At 58.2% G+C, this 18035-nt stretch carries 18 protein-coding genes; 11 read left to right on the forward strand and 7 right to left on the reverse strand.

Features of this window, described 5'->3' with window-relative positions:
* Positions 1-49 precede the first annotated feature (49 nt).
* Together F0155_RS04700 and F0155_RS04705 are read left to right on the forward strand one after the other, a co-directional pair.
* The gene (locus tag F0155_RS04700; RefSeq protein WP_150523314.1) at positions 50-1366 is read left to right on the forward strand and encodes a bifunctional folylpolyglutamate synthase/dihydrofolate synthase; all 1317 of its coding nucleotides are present in this window, start codon (positions 50-52) and stop codon (positions 1364-1366) included.
* A gap of 33 nt (positions 1367-1399) precedes the next feature.
* Entirely contained in the window at positions 1400-2644 is a 1245-nt protein-coding gene (locus F0155_RS04705; RefSeq protein WP_150523315.1) for a hypothetical protein, read from the forward strand.
* 46 nt (positions 2645-2690) lie between these two features.
* Here F0155_RS04705 and F0155_RS04710 read toward each other — a convergent pair whose 3' ends face one another.
* Together F0155_RS04710 and F0155_RS04715 are read right to left on the reverse strand one after the other, a co-directional pair.
* A complete protein-coding gene (locus F0155_RS04710) occupies positions 2691-3608 on the reverse strand; it encodes a methylated-DNA--[protein]-cysteine S-methyltransferase (protein WP_150523316.1) in 918 nt (305 codons plus the stop codon).
* A 91-nt stretch (positions 3609-3699) separates the two neighbouring features.
* On the reverse strand, positions 3700-4161 hold the full coding sequence (locus F0155_RS04715) for an Lrp/AsnC family transcriptional regulator (RefSeq protein ID WP_192913757.1): 462 nt from the start codon (positions 4159-4161) through the stop codon (positions 3700-3702).
* 130 nt (positions 4162-4291) lie between these two features.
* Between F0155_RS04715 and rocF the strand changes: the two genes are divergently transcribed.
* A complete protein-coding gene (gene rocF / locus F0155_RS04720) occupies positions 4292-5227 on the forward strand; it encodes an arginase (RefSeq protein WP_150523318.1) in 936 nt (311 codons plus the stop codon).
* 2 nt (positions 5228-5229) lie between these two features.
* Entirely contained in the window at positions 5230-6300 is a 1071-nt protein-coding gene (locus tag F0155_RS04725) for an ornithine cyclodeaminase (protein ID WP_150523319.1), read from the forward strand.
* A 31-nt stretch (positions 6301-6331) separates the two neighbouring features.
* On the opposite strand, the gene pyrF is transcribed toward F0155_RS04725, so the two are convergent.
* A complete protein-coding gene (pyrF, locus tag F0155_RS04730) occupies positions 6332-7057 on the reverse strand; it encodes an orotidine-5'-phosphate decarboxylase (protein ID WP_150523320.1) in 726 nt (241 codons plus the stop codon).
* A gap of 199 nt (positions 7058-7256) precedes the next feature.
* Here pyrF and hisB point away from each other — a divergent pair, with 199 nt between their 5' ends.
* From hisB to coaA, 7 genes are read left to right on the forward strand one after another with little or no spacing between them, the layout of a single operon-like run.
* Positions 7257-7850, forward strand: coding sequence for an imidazoleglycerol-phosphate dehydratase HisB (gene hisB, locus F0155_RS04735; RefSeq protein WP_150523321.1), 594 nt, complete (start codon positions 7257-7259; stop codon positions 7848-7850).
* 4 nt (positions 7851-7854) lie between these two features.
* The gene (locus F0155_RS04740) at positions 7855-8364 is read left to right on the forward strand and encodes a DUF2628 domain-containing protein (RefSeq protein ID WP_150523322.1); all 510 of its coding nucleotides are present in this window, start codon (positions 7855-7857) and stop codon (positions 8362-8364) included.
* Complete coding sequence (hisH, locus tag F0155_RS04745; RefSeq protein ID WP_150523323.1) at positions 8361-9014, forward strand: imidazole glycerol phosphate synthase subunit HisH; 654 nt, start codon at positions 8361-8363, stop codon at positions 9012-9014. The genes F0155_RS04740 and hisH overlap by 4 nt, the downstream gene beginning before the upstream one ends.
* Positions 9015-9030: 16 nt before the next feature.
* Complete coding sequence (gene hisA / locus F0155_RS04750) at positions 9031-9774, forward strand: 1-(5-phosphoribosyl)-5-[(5-phosphoribosylamino)methylideneamino]imidazole-4-carboxamide isomerase (protein ID WP_150523324.1); 744 nt, start codon at positions 9031-9033, stop codon at positions 9772-9774.
* Positions 9771-10550 (forward strand): imidazole glycerol phosphate synthase subunit HisF, encoded by a 780-nt coding sequence (hisF, locus tag F0155_RS04755; protein WP_150523325.1) that lies wholly within the window; start codon positions 9771-9773, stop codon positions 10548-10550. The genes hisA and hisF overlap by 4 nt, the downstream gene beginning before the upstream one ends.
* A gap of 30 nt (positions 10551-10580) precedes the next feature.
* Positions 10581-10904, forward strand: a complete 324-nt coding sequence (locus tag F0155_RS04760; RefSeq protein ID WP_150523326.1) for a phosphoribosyl-ATP diphosphatase — start codon at positions 10581-10583, stop codon at positions 10902-10904.
* 38 nt (positions 10905-10942) lie between these two features.
* On the forward strand, positions 10943-11908 hold the full coding sequence (gene coaA, locus F0155_RS04765) for a type I pantothenate kinase (protein WP_150523327.1): 966 nt from the start codon (positions 10943-10945) through the stop codon (positions 11906-11908).
* A gap of 172 nt (positions 11909-12080) precedes the next feature.
* Here coaA and F0155_RS04770 read toward each other — a convergent pair whose 3' ends face one another.
* From F0155_RS04770 to F0155_RS04785, 4 genes are all read right to left on the reverse strand, one after another.
* Complete coding sequence (locus F0155_RS04770; protein ID WP_208999128.1) at positions 12081-13646, reverse strand: methyl-accepting chemotaxis protein; 1566 nt, start codon at positions 13644-13646, stop codon at positions 12081-12083.
* 418 nt (positions 13647-14064) lie between these two features.
* Positions 14065-15801: a VHL beta domain-containing protein gene (locus F0155_RS04775; protein WP_150523329.1), complete on the reverse strand. Its 1737-nt coding sequence runs from the start codon at positions 15799-15801 to the stop codon at positions 14065-14067.
* 83 nt (positions 15802-15884) lie between these two features.
* A complete protein-coding gene (locus tag F0155_RS04780; protein ID WP_150523330.1) occupies positions 15885-16442 on the reverse strand; it encodes an ActR/PrrA/RegA family redox response regulator transcription factor in 558 nt (185 codons plus the stop codon).
* Between the two features lie 87 nt (positions 16443-16529).
* Positions 16530-17861, reverse strand: a complete 1332-nt coding sequence (locus tag F0155_RS04785) for an ActS/PrrB/RegB family redox-sensitive histidine kinase (protein WP_150523331.1) — start codon at positions 17859-17861, stop codon at positions 16530-16532.
* Positions 17862-18035: the final 174 nt, after the last annotated feature.

Here is an 18035-nt window from a genome sequence, read left to right on the forward strand (position 1 = left end):
GGAGTGACCGGAGCAAACGGTGCGCGGCGATTGAGCAAGCAGAGGGCTAATGGACCAGGTCTCGACACTCCTTGATCGCCTGTATTCCCTGCATCCAAAAGAAATCGACCTGACACTTGACCGGATGGAGCGCCTGCTGGAGGCGTTGGGCTCGCCAGAGCTTTCCCTTCCCCCGGTCATCCATATTGCAGGGACAAATGGCAAAGGGTCGGTGACGGCCACGATGCGGGCGATCCTGGAAGCCAGCGGAAAGCGGTGTCACGTCTACACATCTCCGCATCTTGTAAGGTTCAATGAGCGCATTCGCCTTGGAACTGACGGCAGGTTGGTCTCGGATGAAAAGCTGATCGATGCCCTGCGTCGCTGTGAAGTGGCCAATGCCGGTCGTGAAATCACTTTCTTTGAAATGACCACAGCCGCAGCTTTCCTGCTGTTTTCGGAACATCCGGCGGATGTCTTGTTGCTTGAAGTCGGCCTCGGCGGGCGACTGGATGCCACCAATGTGATCGAGTCTCCTGCAGCCTGTGTGATTACGCCCGTGTCCATGGATCACGAGGCCTATCTTGGGACCAGCATTGCAGAGATCGCGGTGGAGAAGGCGGGGATCCTGAAACCCGGCTGCCCGGCAGTCATCGGACCCCAGCAGGATGAAGCGCTGCCAGTTATGGAAATGGCGGCCGCACGCTTGCGTAACCGGTTGTCGATTTTCGGTCAGGACTATACCGCCTTCGCCGATCAGGGCCGCCTTGCCTTTCAGGATGAAGCCGGGCTCCACGACCTGCCCCTGCCCAATCTGATTGGTGCGCATCAGGTTTCAAACGCTGCGACTGCAATTGCTGCGTTGAAAGCCGCGGGGTTCTGGCCAGGAGAAGAGATCGCTGCAAAAGGGCTGCGGTCCATTGTCTGGCCGGGGCGCCTCCAGTCATTGTCGCATGGACCGCTCCTTGACCTATTGCCCAAGGACGCGGAGGTCTGGCTGGACGGGGGACATAATCCCGATGCAGCGGTGTCCATTGCATCCTTCATGGGCGAGCGTGAGGAGCAGAACCCGAAACCGCTCTATCTCGTGACCGGAATGCTGAACACCAAGAACCCTATCGGATATTTCAGGCCCTATGAAGGCCTCGTTCGCCACGTGGCGACTGTTCCGATCCCGACGGTGTCCATTGCAGTTGACCCGCTTGAACTGGCTGATTGCGCCAGAACAGCCGGTCTGGAAGCAACCCCTTTCAAGACCATTGAAGATGCGCTTCAGGACATTGTGTCCTGCGCTCAAAAGGATGGCGAAAGCCCGCGAGTGCTCATCTGCGGTTCGCTTTATCTGGCGGGAGAAATCCTCAAGCTGAACGCAATGACGCCCGACTAGGCAGGGCAATACAAAGTTTCAGGGAGACCCAAGATGCAACTGATCAAACGCGCAGGACTGGTCGTTTTCGGATGCTTGGTCTTGTCCAGCGCTTCCCTTGCAAACGAGTTTGAGGCTCCGCCCGTTCAACAGGCTTCACAGGTATTGCAAAAATCGGCAACCGGGCCCGGATACCGCGTTCGCTCGAACGTTCGCAGCGACGGGTTCTTGAGGATCTACCAGCTTGAAACGGCGCAAGGTGTGGAAGAGGTGGTTGGCGATGGTCTTCTGAGGCTGCGTCTTTCCGAACTGAGGGCCCTCGCCGCTCTGGACAGTCTGAAAGCCGATCAGTCCTTCCTCGAGGGTCTCAAAGAGGCGGCAAAGCGTCCGGCAGACTTTGTGAAAAGCGCTGTTCAGGATCCTCTGGGAACGACAAAAAGTACGGTGAGTGGAGTTGGTCGCCTGTTTGGCCGCATTGGTCAGGGTGTGGAAAATGTCGTCACTGGCAATACCGGTTCGCCGGATGAGCTTTTGAAGGCTGTCACCGGGGCTGACCGGTCACGCCGGGAGCTGGCCGTGGCATTGAATGTTGATCCCTACACGACCTACGCCCCCTTGTCCGATAAGCTGACGGAAACGGCGAGCGTCACCACTGCCGGGAAATGGACAGTGACAGCGATCACGGCGCTTATACCGGGGGGGATTATCGCGCAAGCTGCAGGTACAGCCGACAGCCTGCGCACGATGATTATCGACAGCACTCCGACAGAGCTTGAAGAACGTGCTGTTGGTGCCCTTCGAAATGCCGGTGCCCGGTCTGGGGATATTTCGGCCTTTGTGCGGAACCCGAACTATACCGCATCGGAACGCGTGGTATTCGCCTATCGCCTGCAAGCCATGACGAACGTTCAGGGGCGCGACCTTCTTGTATCCCGCGCGGCCTCGGCTCAAACAAGAGACGAGGCCTATTTCCAGCTGCGCAAGGTGGTTTTGAGCGAAACCTATCATCGCACCATTGCCCGCTTCACCGGTTTCAGATCAGTGGCCGGATATCCGGTGGCTATTCGCGCAGATGGGGCGGCCGCTCTGGTTGCTCCTCTCGACATGGTGGCCTGGACCGAAGTAACGAGCGCCGCCTTTGCTTCGGTTCACAATGGCATGACCTCCCAGCCCTTTCCGCCCAAAAGCGTCGATTTCCTGACGACAGGCAGTGTGACGGACCTTGCGGCCCAAAACCTTTCCTCTTTCGGCTGGGCGATCACCGCAGAGTATCCGATGCCCGAAGGGCCAGTGCATTAAGCCGGGCAATTCTGCACTTGAGCTGTTGGGTGAAACGCGCCCGTTTCTAGACGCTTTCCAGCACAGGAGAGGACAAGCCGGCCTCCCAGCCAAGGATCGCGCGCTTGCGTGTAAGGCCCCAGTGATAGCCGCACAGGTCGCCGTGCCGACCCAGAACACGATGACATGGTACCACGAAGGATATCGGGTTTTTTCCGACCGCCGTGCCAACCGCGCGAGAAGCTGACGGTTTTCCCAGATGGCTGGCAATGTCCGAATAGGTGGTCGCGCGTCCCATCGGTATCTTCAGCAGCGTTTTCCAGACGCGAATTTCAAAGTCTGTCCCGATCAGCACAACATTGAGGGGCTGGTCCTGCTGCCATGTTTCGGGATCGAAGACCCGATCAGCATAGGGCCTTGTGCGTTCAAGGTCAGCCTCGAAGGCAGCGGCAGGCCAGCGCAATGCCATGTCCTCAAACGCCGCATCTTCCTCGCCCGGATCGGCAAAGGCGAGCCCTGCGAGCCCCTTGTTGGTCGCCATGATGAGCACCGATCCGAAGGGGCACGGGTGGAAACCATAGAAAACTGTCAACCCCGCGCCACGTGTTCGATAGGCGCCCGGCGTCATCGCTTCATGAGTGACAAAGAGGTCATGCAGGCGCGCTGGTCCGGAAAGGCCAACCTCGAAGGTCGTGTCCAGAACACTGGCGGAGTCGCGCAGGAGCGATTTGGCATAGTCCAGTGTGATGGCCTGAAGAAACTGCTTGGGAGTCAGCCCCGCCCAGCGCGAAAAGACCCGCTGCAGCTGGATTGGTTGCAGGTCAACTTCCCGCGCCAGATCTTCAAGACTTGGCTGGTCGCGCCAGTCGCGCGTGATGCGTTCCAGGGTCCGGCGTACGACCTTGTAATCCGCCTCTGCTTCCGGCCCGACAGAAATCTTGACTGGGCCATCATCAAGGCTTGAGGGAGGGACAGGCTTTGTCATGGGTATCCTGCAAATGCGTGTTTGTCGAAAACCCTATCCGTCCAATTGCCGCTGCGCTACCCGATTTGCGAGCGCCTGACAGAGCGCTGTTTCAAGAGCGCAAATCCGCATAGTGGTTGGCCGCCCCAACCGGACTTTTGCGCGTATTGAGCAGGAGATTGGTCTCGGTATTGGCAATGCCTTCAATCAATCGGATGCGGTTGAGCACGTCGTCAAAAGCAGCCAGATCGCGCGTGGCAATATCCAGCACCAGATCCCACTTGCCGTTCGTGGAATGAATGGCCCGAACCTCTGTCATGGCGCCGAGAATGCGGGTGGCGGGTTCCGTATTGCGGCCGGCGATCTCCACCAGGGTCACAGCGCGAATTGGCAGATCGCGCCAGTCATCGCGCAAAACAGCCGTGAAGCCGAGGATTTCGCCGGTTTCCACAAGCCGCTCCAATCGCCCACGAACAGTTGCCCGGGCAACACCCAGATCTTTGGCCAGATCGGAAACGGACCGGCGTCCATCGGTGCGCAGCAAGGCGAGCAGTTGATAGTCCAGATCGTCCATGTTTGCCATTTTGATCAGAAGAAGATGCCAAAATGATAAAAAGTAATGCCCAATTGGTCAACTCTGCGGATTTACAGCGCCACCCGTGAGGGAGATCATAGCGCCTTTCCCATTCTCTGGAGGCCACAGGGTGACGAAACGAACAGTTAGATTGATCGGTGCGCCGGTCGATGAGGGCGCCGGTCGGCGCGGTTGCCTCATGGGGCCGGATGCCTATCGAACAGCGGGTTTGAAGAAAAACCTGGAAGACCTTGGTCACAAGGTCATCGATGCCGGCAATCTCGTGCGTCCGGACACAGGCCCCCTCAGCTGCGCCAATCCTGCAGTTCATCATCTGGATGAGATTGCCGGCTGGACCCGCGTGCTGTTCGAAACTGCAAGCGAGATCGGCAAGGGCGATGAATTCCCGATCTATATGGGCGGTGATCATGCGCTTGCCCTTGGCACCGTTCCCGGTCAGGCAGCGGCAGCCGCAGCGCTTGGCAGGCCCTTGTTTGTGCTTTGGCTTGATGCGCATTCCGACTTCCACACCATGGAAACGACCGAAAGCGGCAACCTGCATGGCACGCCGCTGGCCTTTTCCTGCGGGCTGAAGGGGTTTGATGTACTGCTCGGGCATCCGCTGGAGCACACGGTCGACCCGTCAAATGTCGAAATCCTTGGTGTGCGCTCCATTGATCCGCATGAACACCGCCTGTTGCTGGAAGCTGGCGCTGGTGTGGATGACATGCGCCGGATTGATGAACATGGCATCGGTGCCCTGCTTCGTCCGTTCCTGGACCGGGTTGCCGCAGCAAACGGTCTCCTTCATGTCAGCCTGGATGTCGATTTCCTCGACCCGTCGATTGCGCCTGCGGTCGGAACAACGGTTCCCGGCGGGGCAACCTTCCGCGAGGCCCATCTGGTCATGGAGATGCTGCATGACAGCGGTCTTGTGACGTCTCTCGATCTCGTTGAACTCAACCCCTTCCTTGATGAGCGCGGCAAGACGGCGCGGCTGATGGTCGAACTGACCGCAAGCCTCTTTGGCCGCCGCGTCTTTGATCGTCCGACACGGAGCTTCTGATTATGGGTAAACTGCCGTCTGAGCTGGCGTATGTTCCTTTCGTCAGCGTAGAAAACATGATGAAAAACCTGAATTCCTACGGTGTGGAGGAGTTCATGGTCGGGATCGCGAAATACATCGAGGAAGATTTTCTGCGTTGGGAAAGCTTCGACAAGAAGCCGCGCATTCCCGCTCATGCGCCGCAGGGCGTCATCGAGCTGATGCCGACGGATGACGGCGAGACCTTCGGTTTCAAATATGTCAACGGTCACCCGGACAACACCAAGGAAGGCCGCCAGACCGTAACCGGCTTTGGCGTCTTGTCCGAACTGTCGACCGGTTATCCTGTCCTGTTCACGGAAATGACCATTCTGACCGCCCTGCGCACGGCGGCGAACTCGGCATTGGCTGCCAAATATCTTGCGCCCAAGGGCTCAAAGACGATGGCAATCATCGGCAATGGCGCCCAGTCGGACTTCCAGTGCCTGGCCTTCAAGTCGATGGTCGGCATCACTGAAATCCGCGCCTATGACATTGACCCGGAGGCAAGCATTCGCCTAGCGCGCAATCTGGCGAATTCCGGTCTGAACATCACCATCTGCAAGACGCCGGAAGATGCAATTGAAGGCGCGCAGATCATCACGACCGTTACGGCGGACAAGAAATACGCGACCATCCTGACCGACAACATGGTTGGCTCTGGCGTTCACATCAACGCCATTGGCGGAGACTGCCCGGGCAAGACCGAGCTGCACAAGGATATCCTGCTGCGCTCGGACATTTTCGTCGAATACCCGGAACAGACCTTCATCGAAGGTGAAATCCAGCAGCTCTCCGAAGATCATCCGGTGACCGAGCTCTGGCAGGTTTATGCGGGCAAGGCGGCAGGCCGCACGTCCGACGAGCAGATCACCCTCTTTGACAGCGTTGGTTTCGCGATCGAGGACTTCTCGGCCCTGCGTTTCGTCCGCGATCTCCTGCCAAAGACCGGGTATTTCGAAAAGCTCGACCTTCTGGCAGACCCGGATGATCCGCGCGATCTTTTCGGAATGGTTCTGCGCTCTCGCGATGCGGGCAATGGCGCAGTCGCCTGACCGCGCCAACATTCAAAAAGAGGGTAGCGCCTTAAAGCGCTGCCTCGATTTCGCGCACGACGGCCTCCGCAGCCTTGCGGGGGTCATCGGCCTTTGAAATGGGTCTGCCGACAACCAGATAGTCGCTGCCCGCCTTGATCGCATCTGCAGGCGTCATAATCCGTTGCTGATCCCCGGCAGCGCTTCCTGCCGGGCGAATACCCGGGGTTACGATCACAAGCTCGCCGCCCAGCACCTTGTGCATGGCAGATGCCTCTGTTGCCGCGCAGACGATCCCGCCCATGCCACAGGCTCGTGCATCTCGTGCCCGTGCCTCGACCACGTTCGAAATCGGCCCCTTGTATCCTGCTTCCACAAGGTCGCCCTCGCTCATGGATGTGAGAACCGTAACGCCGAGCACGCAGAGGCTCTCCACCTTGTCCTCGGTGATCGCCTTGACGGCAGCCCGCATGGTTTTCGGATAGGCATGGATCGTCATGAAGGTCATGCCCATTCTGGCGACGTTGCGCACGGCCTGCGTGATCGTGTTGTCGATGTCGTGCAGTTTGACATCGAGAAAGATCTTGTGCCCCTCGCCTGCCAACTCGCGGGCGAACTCAAGTCCACCGGCAAATTGCAGCTCCATGCCGATCTTGTAGACGCCAACGGTTCCGCGCGTGGCGGCAACCAGTTCACGGGCTGCATCAACCGTCGGAACGTCGAGCGGCAGAACAAGCCGATCTATGGCAGAGGTCGGCGCAAAACGACTGCTGGGCATGGGAAGAACCTTTTTTCTGAGAGAACCAAGTCGACATATCAAAGCCTCGGCCCAAGTGCCAGCCAAACTGTTTCGGTTATCTGTCAGAACTCATTGACCCTGCGGCCTATTCCCAATAACCGACCGGCCTGCTACAACACCGCCGCTTGCATGAACTACGCATGGTTGGGATCGGCAAGGCTACGGAAGGAATTTTGGCATGCGGACAGCATCCGTTAAGCGGAACACGAAGGAAACCCGGATCTCTGTCGAGGTAAACCTGGACGGCACCGGCGCCTATGACATCCAGACCGGTGTCGGCTTCTTCGACCATATGCTTGACCAGCTGGCCCGACATTCCCTTATCGACATCAAGATCCGTACGGAAGGCGACACGCATATCGATTTCCACCACACGGTCGAGGACACGGGGATTGCCCTCGGTCAGGCCCTGCGCGAGGCGCTGGGCGACATGGCAGGCATCACCCGCTATGGCGACACGCATCTGGCGATGGACGAGGCGCTGACGCGCTGCGCTCTGGATGTGTCCGGGCGGCCGTTCCTCGTCTGGGACGTGACATTCGACCGCGACAAGGTCGGTGAGTTCGACACCGAATTGTTCGAGGAGTTTTTCCGCGCCTTTGCGATGAATGCCGGAATTACCCTTCACATTGCCAACCTCTATGGGTCAAACTGTCACCATATCGCGGAAACCTGTTTCAAGGCCGTTGCCCGCACATTGCGCAAGGCCGTGGAGATTGATCCGCGACAGGCAGACCGGATTCCGACGACCAAGGGCCAGCTGGGCGGCTAGTGCGATGACGACTTACATAGCCTTGGCACCACCTGAAGCCGGTGGCCGCATCCGGACAGAAGCCGATGCGGACCGGCTCGTTCTGGTGCCGGACCAGTTCAGCTTCTGGGCTTTTGCGTTTTCGCTCCTGTGGTTTGCCTATCATCGCATGTGGCTGTTCGTGCTTGGTTATCTGGCGGTGACAGTCGGCCTTGAGCTTTTGGCCATCCAGATCGGCGGCGTTGCCCCAACCATCATGACTCTGGTCATTTCCGTAGCAATAGGCTTTGAAGCTCAGAACCTGCGCCGCTGGTCTTTGGAACGCAAGGGCTGGACCGTGATCGGTCATGTCGTTGCAGCCAATGCAGAGGAAGCCGAAGCGCGCATCTTGCGTCTTGCCTTTTCCGGAGCCTTGCCTGCTCCTGCAGCGACCAGTGATGGCCCCTCGGCAAAACCGAAATCCAATCCGATCATTCCCCGCGTGGGAACAGAACAGGTTATCGGCCTGACCCTGAGGCCGGAGACGCATAGATGACAATCACAATCATTGACTACGGGTCGGGCAACCTGCGCTCGGCCGCAAAGGCGTTTGAACGTGCGGCCCGTGCCCACGCAACGTCGCCTGACATTCTCGTCACGTCCGATCCGGATCAGGTTCTGAAGGCGGACAGGATCGTGTTGCCCGGCGTCGGTGCCTTCGCGGACTGCAAGCGCGGCCTCTGGGCCGTTGAGGGCATGGCGGAAGCACTTGAGGAAGCCGTGCATAGCAAGGCACGCCCGTTCATGGGCATTTGCGTCGGCATGCAGCTGATGGCTGAACGCGGTCTGGAGTTTGAGACGAGTGAAGGCCTTGGCTGGATTGAGGGCGATGTGACAGCCATGAAGCTGTCAGACCCCTCGCTCAAGATCCCGCATATGGGCTGGAACACGATCAACGTGTCCAATCCGGCGCACCCGGTCCTGAAGGGGATTGAAACCGGCGCCAACGGACTGCACGCCTATTTCGTCCACTCCTATCACTTTGCGACCACGAAGGATGCCGATCGCCTCGCAAGCTTTGATTATGGCGGGACATTCACGGCCATGGTTGCAAAGGACAACATGGTCGGCACCCAGTTCCACCCGGAAAAGAGCCAGCATCTGGGTCTGGCCCTGATCGCCAATTTCCTTGACTGGACCCCTTGAGAAGAAAAGCAAGACAATGATCCTTTTTCCGGCAATTGATCTCAAGGACGGCCAGTGCGTTCGCCTCAAGCTAGGCGACATGGAGCAGGCCACGGTCTTCAACGACGATCCTGGCGCGCAGGCAAAGGCCTTCGAGGATCAGGGATTCGAATGGCTGCATGTGGTTGACCTGAACGGCGCCTTTGCGGGCGAAAGCGTCAATGGCGCGGCCGTGGAGGCCATTCTGGCGTCGACGAAGAACCCGGTTCAGCTGGGCGGCGGTATTCGGACGCTCCAGCATATCGAGAACTGGCTCGACAAGGGGATCTCCCGTGTGATCCTTGGAACGGTGGCGGTTCGCGACCCGAACCTCGTGAAGGAAGCCTGCCGTGCCTTTCCGGGCAAGGTCGCGGTCGGCATCGATGCAAAGGGCGGTTATGTCGCCGTTGAAGGCTGGGCTGAGACCTCGGAACTGACCGCCATCGATTTGGCGAAGAAGTTCGAGGACGCTGGCGTTTCGGCGATCATCTACACCGACATCGACAGAGACGGCGTGCTGAAGGGTCTCAATATCCCCTCCACGCTGGAACTTGCCAATTCGGTTGCCATTCCGGTCATTGCATCTGGTGGCTTGGCGTCGATCGACGACATCAAGCGCCTTCTGGAGCCTGATTGCGCCATTCTGGAAGGTGCCATTTCCGGTCGGGCGCTTTATGATGGGCGTCTGGACCCTGCCGAAGCCATGGACCTGATCCTGGCTGCACGAAAGGCTGCATCATGACCTTGAAGGCGCGTATCATTCCCTGCCTGGACGTCAAGGATGGCCGTGTGGTCAAGGGCGTCAATTTCGTCGATCTGGTGGATGCCGGAGACCCGGTCGAGGCCGCCAAGGCCTATGACGCGGCAGGTGCAGACGAACTTTGCTTTCTCGATATCACGGCAAGCCATGAAGGCCGCGACACGATCTATGACGTAGTGCGGCGCACGGCAGAGGCCTGCTTCATGCCAGTGACCGTTGGCGGCGGTGTGCGAAGTGTCGAGGACATCCGCAAGCTGCTCCTCTCGGGTGCAGACAAGGTTTCGATCAACACGGCTGCCGTGAACAATCCGGATTTCGTGCGCGACGCCGCGGAAAAATTCGGCTCCCAGTGCATTGTTGTCTCCATTGACGCCAAGCAGGTGAATGCGCCGGGAGAGCCGGACAAGTTCGAGATCTTCACCCACGGTGGACGCAACGCCACCGGTATTGATGCCATCGAGTTTGCAAAAAAGGTGGTGGAGCTTGGCGCCGGCGAGCTTCTGGTGACCTCCATGGACCGGGACGGCACGAAGTCGGGCTACAATCTCGCGCTCACCCGCGCCATCGCCGATGCGGTCACCGTTCCGGTCATCGCTTCGGGCGGTGTCGGCACGCTGGACCATATGGTGGAAGGCATCCGCGACGGCCACGCGACCGCGGTGCTTGCAGCGTCGATCTTCCACTTTGGCGAATATTCCATTCAGGAAACCAAGAAACACATGCAGCAAGCGGGCCTTGAAGTCCGTCTGGATCCCTGATCCGGCTGTCCAACAGGGCGTACTCGACCAATGACGATCTTCACACTGTCGGATCTCGACGCCATTATCGCCCGGCGCGCGGAAAGCGATGACGAAAAGTCCTATACCCGCAAATTGATGGGCAAGGGCGTTGCCAAATGCGCGCAGAAACTGGGTGAGGAGGCCGTCGAGGCAGCGATTGCGGCGGTTCAGGGTGACAAGCAAGACCTGACCGGTGAAGCGGCCGATGTCCTGTATCATCTGCTTGTTGTCCTGAAGGCATCCGGTGTGCCCTTGAGCGACGTCATGAGCGAACTTGAACGCCGGACAGCACAGACCGGTTTGGAAGAAAAGGCGCAGCGTCCGGCCAACTAGGCGGCGCAGGCGATTGGGGCGACGGGGTTGACGCTGCCATGGATCAAAAAGTCCTTGTGAAACAGGAAATGGACCTGTCGCCCTATCGGGTCTTCGACGAGAAGCAATGGGCGCGCCTGAGGGCGGACACGCCGATGACGCTGACCGAGGCAGAGGTCACGCAACTGCAGGGGCTCAATGACCCGATGTCCATCGAGCAGGTGGAAAAGATCTATCTGCCGCTCTCCCGGCTTCTGGCTTTTTATGCCGAATCCACCTTCGGACTGCATACCGCGACCCAGCAATTCCTCGGCACCAGGGACAGTAAAATCCCGTTTATCATCGGGGTTGCAGGTTCGGTTTCCGTCGGGAAGTCGACCACATCGCGCGTGTTGAGAGAACTCTTGGCCCGCTGGCCAGCCAGCCCCAAGGTTGATCTTGTGACCACCGACGGGTTCTTGCACCCCAACGCGGTGCTGGAGCGTGAAGGCCTCATGGGAAAGAAGGGCTTTCCGGAAAGCTTTGACAGGCCGAGCCTGTTGAAGTTCCTGTCCGACATCAAGGCCGGCAAACGGAACGTTCGCGCCCCGGTCTATTCCCACTTCTACTATGATGTGATGCCCGGCCATTCGGTGACGGTCGACAAGCCCGACATCCTGATCGTGGAAGGCTTGAATGTCCTGCAGACGCGGGAGCTGCCCAAGGATGGGCGCGCGGTCCCGTTTGTCTCTGACTTCTTCGACTTCTCCGTCTATATCGATGCAGACGAGCAGCTTCTGGAAGACTGGTATGTGGAGCGCTTCATGCGCCTGCGCGAGACAGCATTCCGGGATCCGAGCTCCTACTTCCACCGCTATTCGCGCATCAATGACGAAGAAGCGCTGGAAACCGCGCTGCGTATCTGGCGGGATATCAACCTGGTGAATTTGCGCGAAAACATTTTCCCGACGCGTCCGCGGGCGGATCTGATCCTGACAAAGGACAAGAGCCACAAAATTTCGAAGGTGGCTCTCCGGAAAATCTAGAGCATTTCCAGGCGAAGTGGATACCGGTTCGCCGTCAGGAAATGCGCCAAATCAAATATTTAGAGCACGTCGAGTGATTCAGTGAATGCGAGACGTGCTCTAGAAAGGTTGAGGCCAGCGACCTTTCAGCCGATCGAAGCCTACTGGTCGCTGGCCTTTTTGTGCTTGCTGATCAAGCGGCCGATGTTGCCCGGATTTCATCGCTGAAGTGATGAACCTGCGCCTTCAGCGTGTCCACGATCTCCTGCAGATGCTGCGCAGAATCGTTGAGATCACGCGCAGAGCGCTGGGTTTCCTCCGTACAGGTGGATACCGACTTGATGCGCGATGTCACCTGCCCGGTTCCCTGCGAGGCAAGGGTCGCATTCTGGGCGATCTCGTGAGTGGCCTGCTTTTGCTCCTCGACCGAATTGGCGATGGAACGGGCGATCTCGTTCATCTGGTCGACGATCGCTTCCACCGAGGAAATAGCCTGAACCGTGTCACGGGTTTCGCTCTGGATCGCAGTGATCTGGCTTGAAATCTCTTCCGTTGCCTTTGACGTTTGGGTCGCAAGCTCCTTCACTTCCGCAGCGACGACCGCAAAACCCTTGCCTGCTTCCCCGGCTCGCGCTGCTTCAATGGTGGCGTTGAGCGCCAGAAGATTGGTCTGTTCGGCAATCGTCTGGATCAACGTGACCACTTCCCCGATGCGTTCTGCAGCCTGTGACAGGCTCGCCATGCGTTCGCTGGTGGAACGTGCTTCGTCCGTCGCCTGGGCAGCGATTTCGCTGGACGACTGGACCTGTCGGCCAATCTCGTTGACGGAAGACGACAGTTCCTCGGCAGCGGCTGCCACCGTGTCCACATTGCCGGAAGCCTGCAGGGAAGCATCGGCAACCATGTTGCTTTCGGCGTTTGTATTCTCCGCGCCCCGTGCCATTTCACTGGAGGCCTGACGAAGCGCTGCAACGGACGCCTCGAACTCGGAGACCAGGTTGACGATCTGGAGATCAAAATCGGCACCCAGTTGACGGATATGGTTCGCCTTCATGAGGTCGCTCTCGTGATGCGCCTGCTGCTGGCTTTCCAATTCGCGGCGTTTCACCTCGTTGGCAAGAAACACCTTCATGGCCGTGGCCATTTTTCCGATTTCGTCGTGGCGATCGTCTTCGGGCAGATGAATGTCCAGATCCCCGTTCGCAAGGGAATCCATGTTTGATGCAAAGGAACGTAGCGGAGACACCGTGCTGCGGACTGCAAAAAAGGCAACGGTCAGCGCGGCAGCCGTGCCAAGGACGGTGAGAAGAAGCAGAATATACGCCTCTTCCATATAGGCTTCGTGGATATCATCGACATAGACCCCGGTACCGATCACCCACCCCCAAGGAGCAAAGTTACTGCCCCAGCCGTGTTTTTCTACCGGTGCACTGTCCCCTGCGCGCGGCCACATATATTCGATTGCCGTTTCACTGTTGGTGCGGGCTTTCTCCACCAGGGCCTTGATGGACTCCACGCCATTAGGATCTTTCGCGCCCAGCAGGGATTTGCCTACGATCTCAGCCTTGGCATGCGCAATGACAGTACCGTCATAATCGAGAACATAAACATAGTTCCCGTCTTCATATCGGATGGCCCCTATCGCCTCGAGCGCAGCTTTTTTGGCTGCGTCCGTCGTCAGTTTACCGGCCTTCTCCAAGGCGTGGAAATGCTCGGCGATCGATTTTGCACTGTCTGAAACATGCTTGATCTGATTCAACCGCTCTCCATGCATGGAAACATGCAACTTGTTCAGGCTTACGAAAGAAAGAGCAACCGTAAAAATAAGTATAGTCGCGATGGGAAGGCATATCTTCCACGATAAAGGCCAGTTCTTATAGGTCATCATTTGCCCCCAGAAGGTGATCAGAGGGCTGATTATGCCTATATCAGTTACGTCAGTATTAAACTTTGATATTTCGAGCCAAGTAAATAAAAGAGAAAAACAGCAATGAATTTATTGTGCTGATGGTAATATATGTCAGTGCAAGTATATCTCAGTTGTATTGAGTCTCAATATTGCAGCGAGAAATTCAACGGTAAGCCATTGTCGGAACGCCTCACCCGCAAACGGGCAACGGTCGGCAAAGTCATTGCCAGCGATCAGGCACCGTGAAAATTGACGGCTGCGGCAGGATTTAGCGGCGGGCGCAAAATACCTCGCGCAGTCCGGGGCGCGACCAGGTCAGATTGTTGACCTGGCCCTTCAGACTGTGCCCGTCACCGCTGTAATTGAAACCGCCAGCGGCACCGAGATTTCGAAGTGTCACGACCCCGTAGCCCATTTCGGCAATGGTCGCCGAGCTGCCGTCATCGGCATAAACGACGTTGAGGTCCACTCCTGCGGTGCAAAGATAGTCTGCAACCGTGCGGGCCGCCGAGAAGGTCTGGCCGCCCTGAGGGCCGACATCTGCCGGTGGCAGCGGGTTGCCGGTTGCGATCCAGTCATTGTTGGTAGAGGCACCGCCGCCATCTTGTATCACCACTTCGCGATACGGCGTGTTGCTGACATAGATACCCCGGCACTGCCCACCTGCGCCGCGAACGATCCAGGCGTGGGACACGTAGGTCTGTTGCTCGAGGATCTGACCCGGTTCCAGGCGGGCATAGGGCCGCTCACCGCCGTAATAATCTACCCAATGAACTTCGATGGCGCTGTTGGAGCTGTTGCGGAAGATAATCTGGCCGGGTCTGTCGGCTTGTGCCGAAACCACTCTGCCAACTTCTGAACAGGAGCGATCGCTCAATGTCGAGCCGTCGGCCCCGCCAACACCATTTTGTTCTTCGCCAACGATGACCTGTGCTTCGGAGCAGGCAGCTACGAACAGGCGGACCGGTGAAGCGCTGCCCTTCAGGGAAATCGAATAGGGCGGAAGACCATCAACGGCAACATTGACGACTGAATCCTTGATCAGCCCCTGCCAGAGCGGGTCTGTCATCGGCAGTTCGACTTCCGGGAAGGAGGCGTTCTGAAAATTATTCGCCGAAGAGCCGATGGCATAATGGGTCGCGGAAAAAGTATCCGTCCCAATGCGCACCGGATGGGAAAGACCTGCAGAGATGGCAGCGGACGTTCGTCTCAACGTTATGGTCGCAACGCCGCTCTGTGTGTCACAGCGGGCAAGAAAGTCAGCATCATTTGCACCGCCACCTTCGTGAACGAGAGTGGATGGGGCACCCGGCGCTGATCCCGTCTCAACCTTCCATGTTCGGGCATCGCTCGGTGTCGTACCCAAAAATCCGGAAATGACCCCAGCTGGCTGAGCTGCTTGAGGGTCAAGGGCAGCTGTTGTCGTGGTGGCCGGAGCATCGATCGGGGTGTTGACCGGTTCCAGCGGCTTCAAGGGCGAGTCCGTGGAGGGGGAGACCGCCTCCAGCCCGGACTTTTGCTGGGCTTCAGTTGACTTTGAGGGCGTGGTCGGGGTGCTTGTAACTGTTTGGGTTTTCTGAGTCGCGGGTGCTTTTGTCGAGGGTACGGTTCCGCCCGTTCCCTGAATGACACGGGCCTGGCCCGGCTTGCCATCCAGTTCGACATCCACCACGAGCGTGTCACCGCTGCAAAGATGGGCGTCACGATGCAGAACGCGGCTGTTTTCAAGCGTGACTTCAAGTTTGACGTCGCAAGGCGGGGTGGTTCCGCTGCTGCCGAGCGTATCGATGATCACGCCGTCCTTGTCGCGGTTGATGATCGGTCGATACTTCTTGTCGATCAGAACCGAACGGATGCTCGGCGAGGCGGGAAGGACGTTGATCCGTATGGTTTCCGGCGGTGTCTGGGCAAGGGAAGGGGTTGCCGGAGAAAGCGCTGCAAGTGTCAAGGGTGCGACCATCAAGAGACGCCATGCCGACGTCGCGACCCCTTTATTGCCTGACATACTGAACCTGCTCCCGACGTTGCCCTATACGTGATTTGACGCAGTAAATGCGCATGATGGCAAAGAAAGGGCAAGACCGGAGGTTAACGTGGGGCTCTTTTAGCCAGAATTCGTTGCAGGGTTCGACGATGCATGTTGAGGCGTCTTGCCGTTTCCGAAACATTTCGGTCGCACAGTTCGAAAACCCGCTGGATGTGCTCCCATCTCACCCGGTCCGCGGACATCGGATTTTCCGGCGGTGGAGCCTTGTCTTCCGGCTTGCGGGCCAGCGCGGCAATGATGTCGTCAGGGTCTGCCGGTTTGGACAGGTAATCGACTGCGCCGAGTTTGACTGCGGTCACGGCCGTGGCGATGTTGCCGTATCCGGTCAGGATGACGGCCCGGCATTCGGGGCGCCTCTGGCGGATCGTGTCGATGACATCCAGACCGTTCCCGTCCTCAAGGCGCATGTCCACGACAGCGAAGGCCGGCGATGTGCTGGAAAGTTTGGCGACAGCCTCACGAACACCATCAGCGGTATCGACCGTAAAACCACGTTTTTCCATGGCGCGCGCGAGTCTTTGTTGAAACGGTTTGTCATCGTCAACAATCAAAAGGCTCTTGTCTTCAAATTCACCAAGAGCGGCGGTCGCATCAGTCATGCATTTGTTCCGATTTACGTGTCGGACGCGGACATTGCCGACACTTGTGCTGGCAAATTGACCGCAATCTGAGTGGTTCTGCTTACCTTATATGGCGGGATCGTCCGTTTCGTCCACCATGTTGCCCCTTTCTATTGCCGAGCGCGGCCATGTGACCCGCACATGAGCCCCTCTTTCGGGGCTTGGGCGGTTCTGCAGGGAAACCTTGGCTCCGGTCCGTTCCAGAAGGGTCTTGGCAATGAAGAACCCCAGGCCGAGGCCCCCGGAATGGCTTTGCGACTGTTTGCCGCCCCGGTTGGAAATATAGGGGTCTCCAATCTTGGCCAGCACCTCCGGGGAAAAGCCTGGTCCATCGTCCATGATCGAAATGGCAACGTTCTTTTCATCCCAAACTGCGCTGACGGTGACTGTTTCGCGGGCAAAGTCGGCCGCGTTTTCAACGATGTTGCCAAGTCCGTATCGAATGGCCGTGTTCCGCGAGCCCACGGGTTCCGGACCGTCCCCGGATGTATGGACGGCAATTGTCACGTCCGGACCGCGATGGGGATCGATGACTTCCTCGATCAACTGCGAAACGGGCATGCGCTGATAGGTGTGGTCCTGATCGCTGGAAAGGGAAGTCAATTGCCTGAGAATGCTTCGGCAGCGTTCGGCCTGCGAGTAAATGAGGGCAACATCTTCACCGCGTGGGTCATCCTGCTCGAACTCGTCGGTCAGTTCCTTGGCCGCCAGATAGATGGTGGCAAGGGGAGTTCCCAGTTCATGCGCTGCGGCCGTAGCGAGGCCGTCAAGCGCATTGAGGTGCTGCTCACGGGCAAGCACCAGTTCGGTCGCCGCCAGGGCATCGGCGAGCTGTCTGCCTTCTTCGGCAACCCGGAAGGCATAGGCCGCCATGAAGCCGAGCGAGGACACCAGCGCGATCCAGACGCCAACGGAATAGACCGGATGGAGGTGGTATTCCGTGCCTTCTGGCCATGGGAGTGGCAAATGGTACATGGCCAGAAAGCTGGCGGATATTGTTGCCAATATCCCCAAAGCGACCGTCTTTTGCGCAGACAGAGCGGTCGCCGAAACCATGACAGGTGCCAAAAGCAGAAACGCAAAGGGGTTGCCAAGGCCGCCGGTGAGAAACAGCAGTCCGCTCATCTGGATGATGTCATAGGCCAGCTGCAGCGAGGCCGCTCTCTCCGACAGGCGCAGAGCCGACGGATAGCGTATTTTCAGGATGACATTCAGCCAGGCAGAAAGGGCGACGAGCGAAAATGTCAGCCCGACGGGAAGCGGATACCCCAGCCCGATATTGACGACAAGCAGGGCGGAGGTCTGGCCGGCAACGGCAAGCCAGCGCAGGCGGACCAGCGTGTCCAGTTTCAACCGGCGACTGGCGAGATAGGCATTTGGCAGTGTTCTTTGCAACATATCGGTAGTTTTGGACCCCTATGAAACCGCTGGCAAGGCAGATTGTCTTGTACAAGTTGCCACTTAATGCTAGCCACCTCGTCACATCAGGTTGTGCGGTGTCAGCGGGCCGCCGACTTGGGGCGCTCGAAACAAGCCCGATCGCCCGACATGGGACCGCGAAACGAAATGGGA

Origin of the sequence: Roseibium sediminis (genome assembly GCF_008711325.1) — a bacterium.
In the GTDB taxonomy this organism is placed as follows: domain Bacteria; phylum Pseudomonadota; class Alphaproteobacteria; order Rhizobiales; family Stappiaceae; genus Roseibium; species Roseibium sediminis.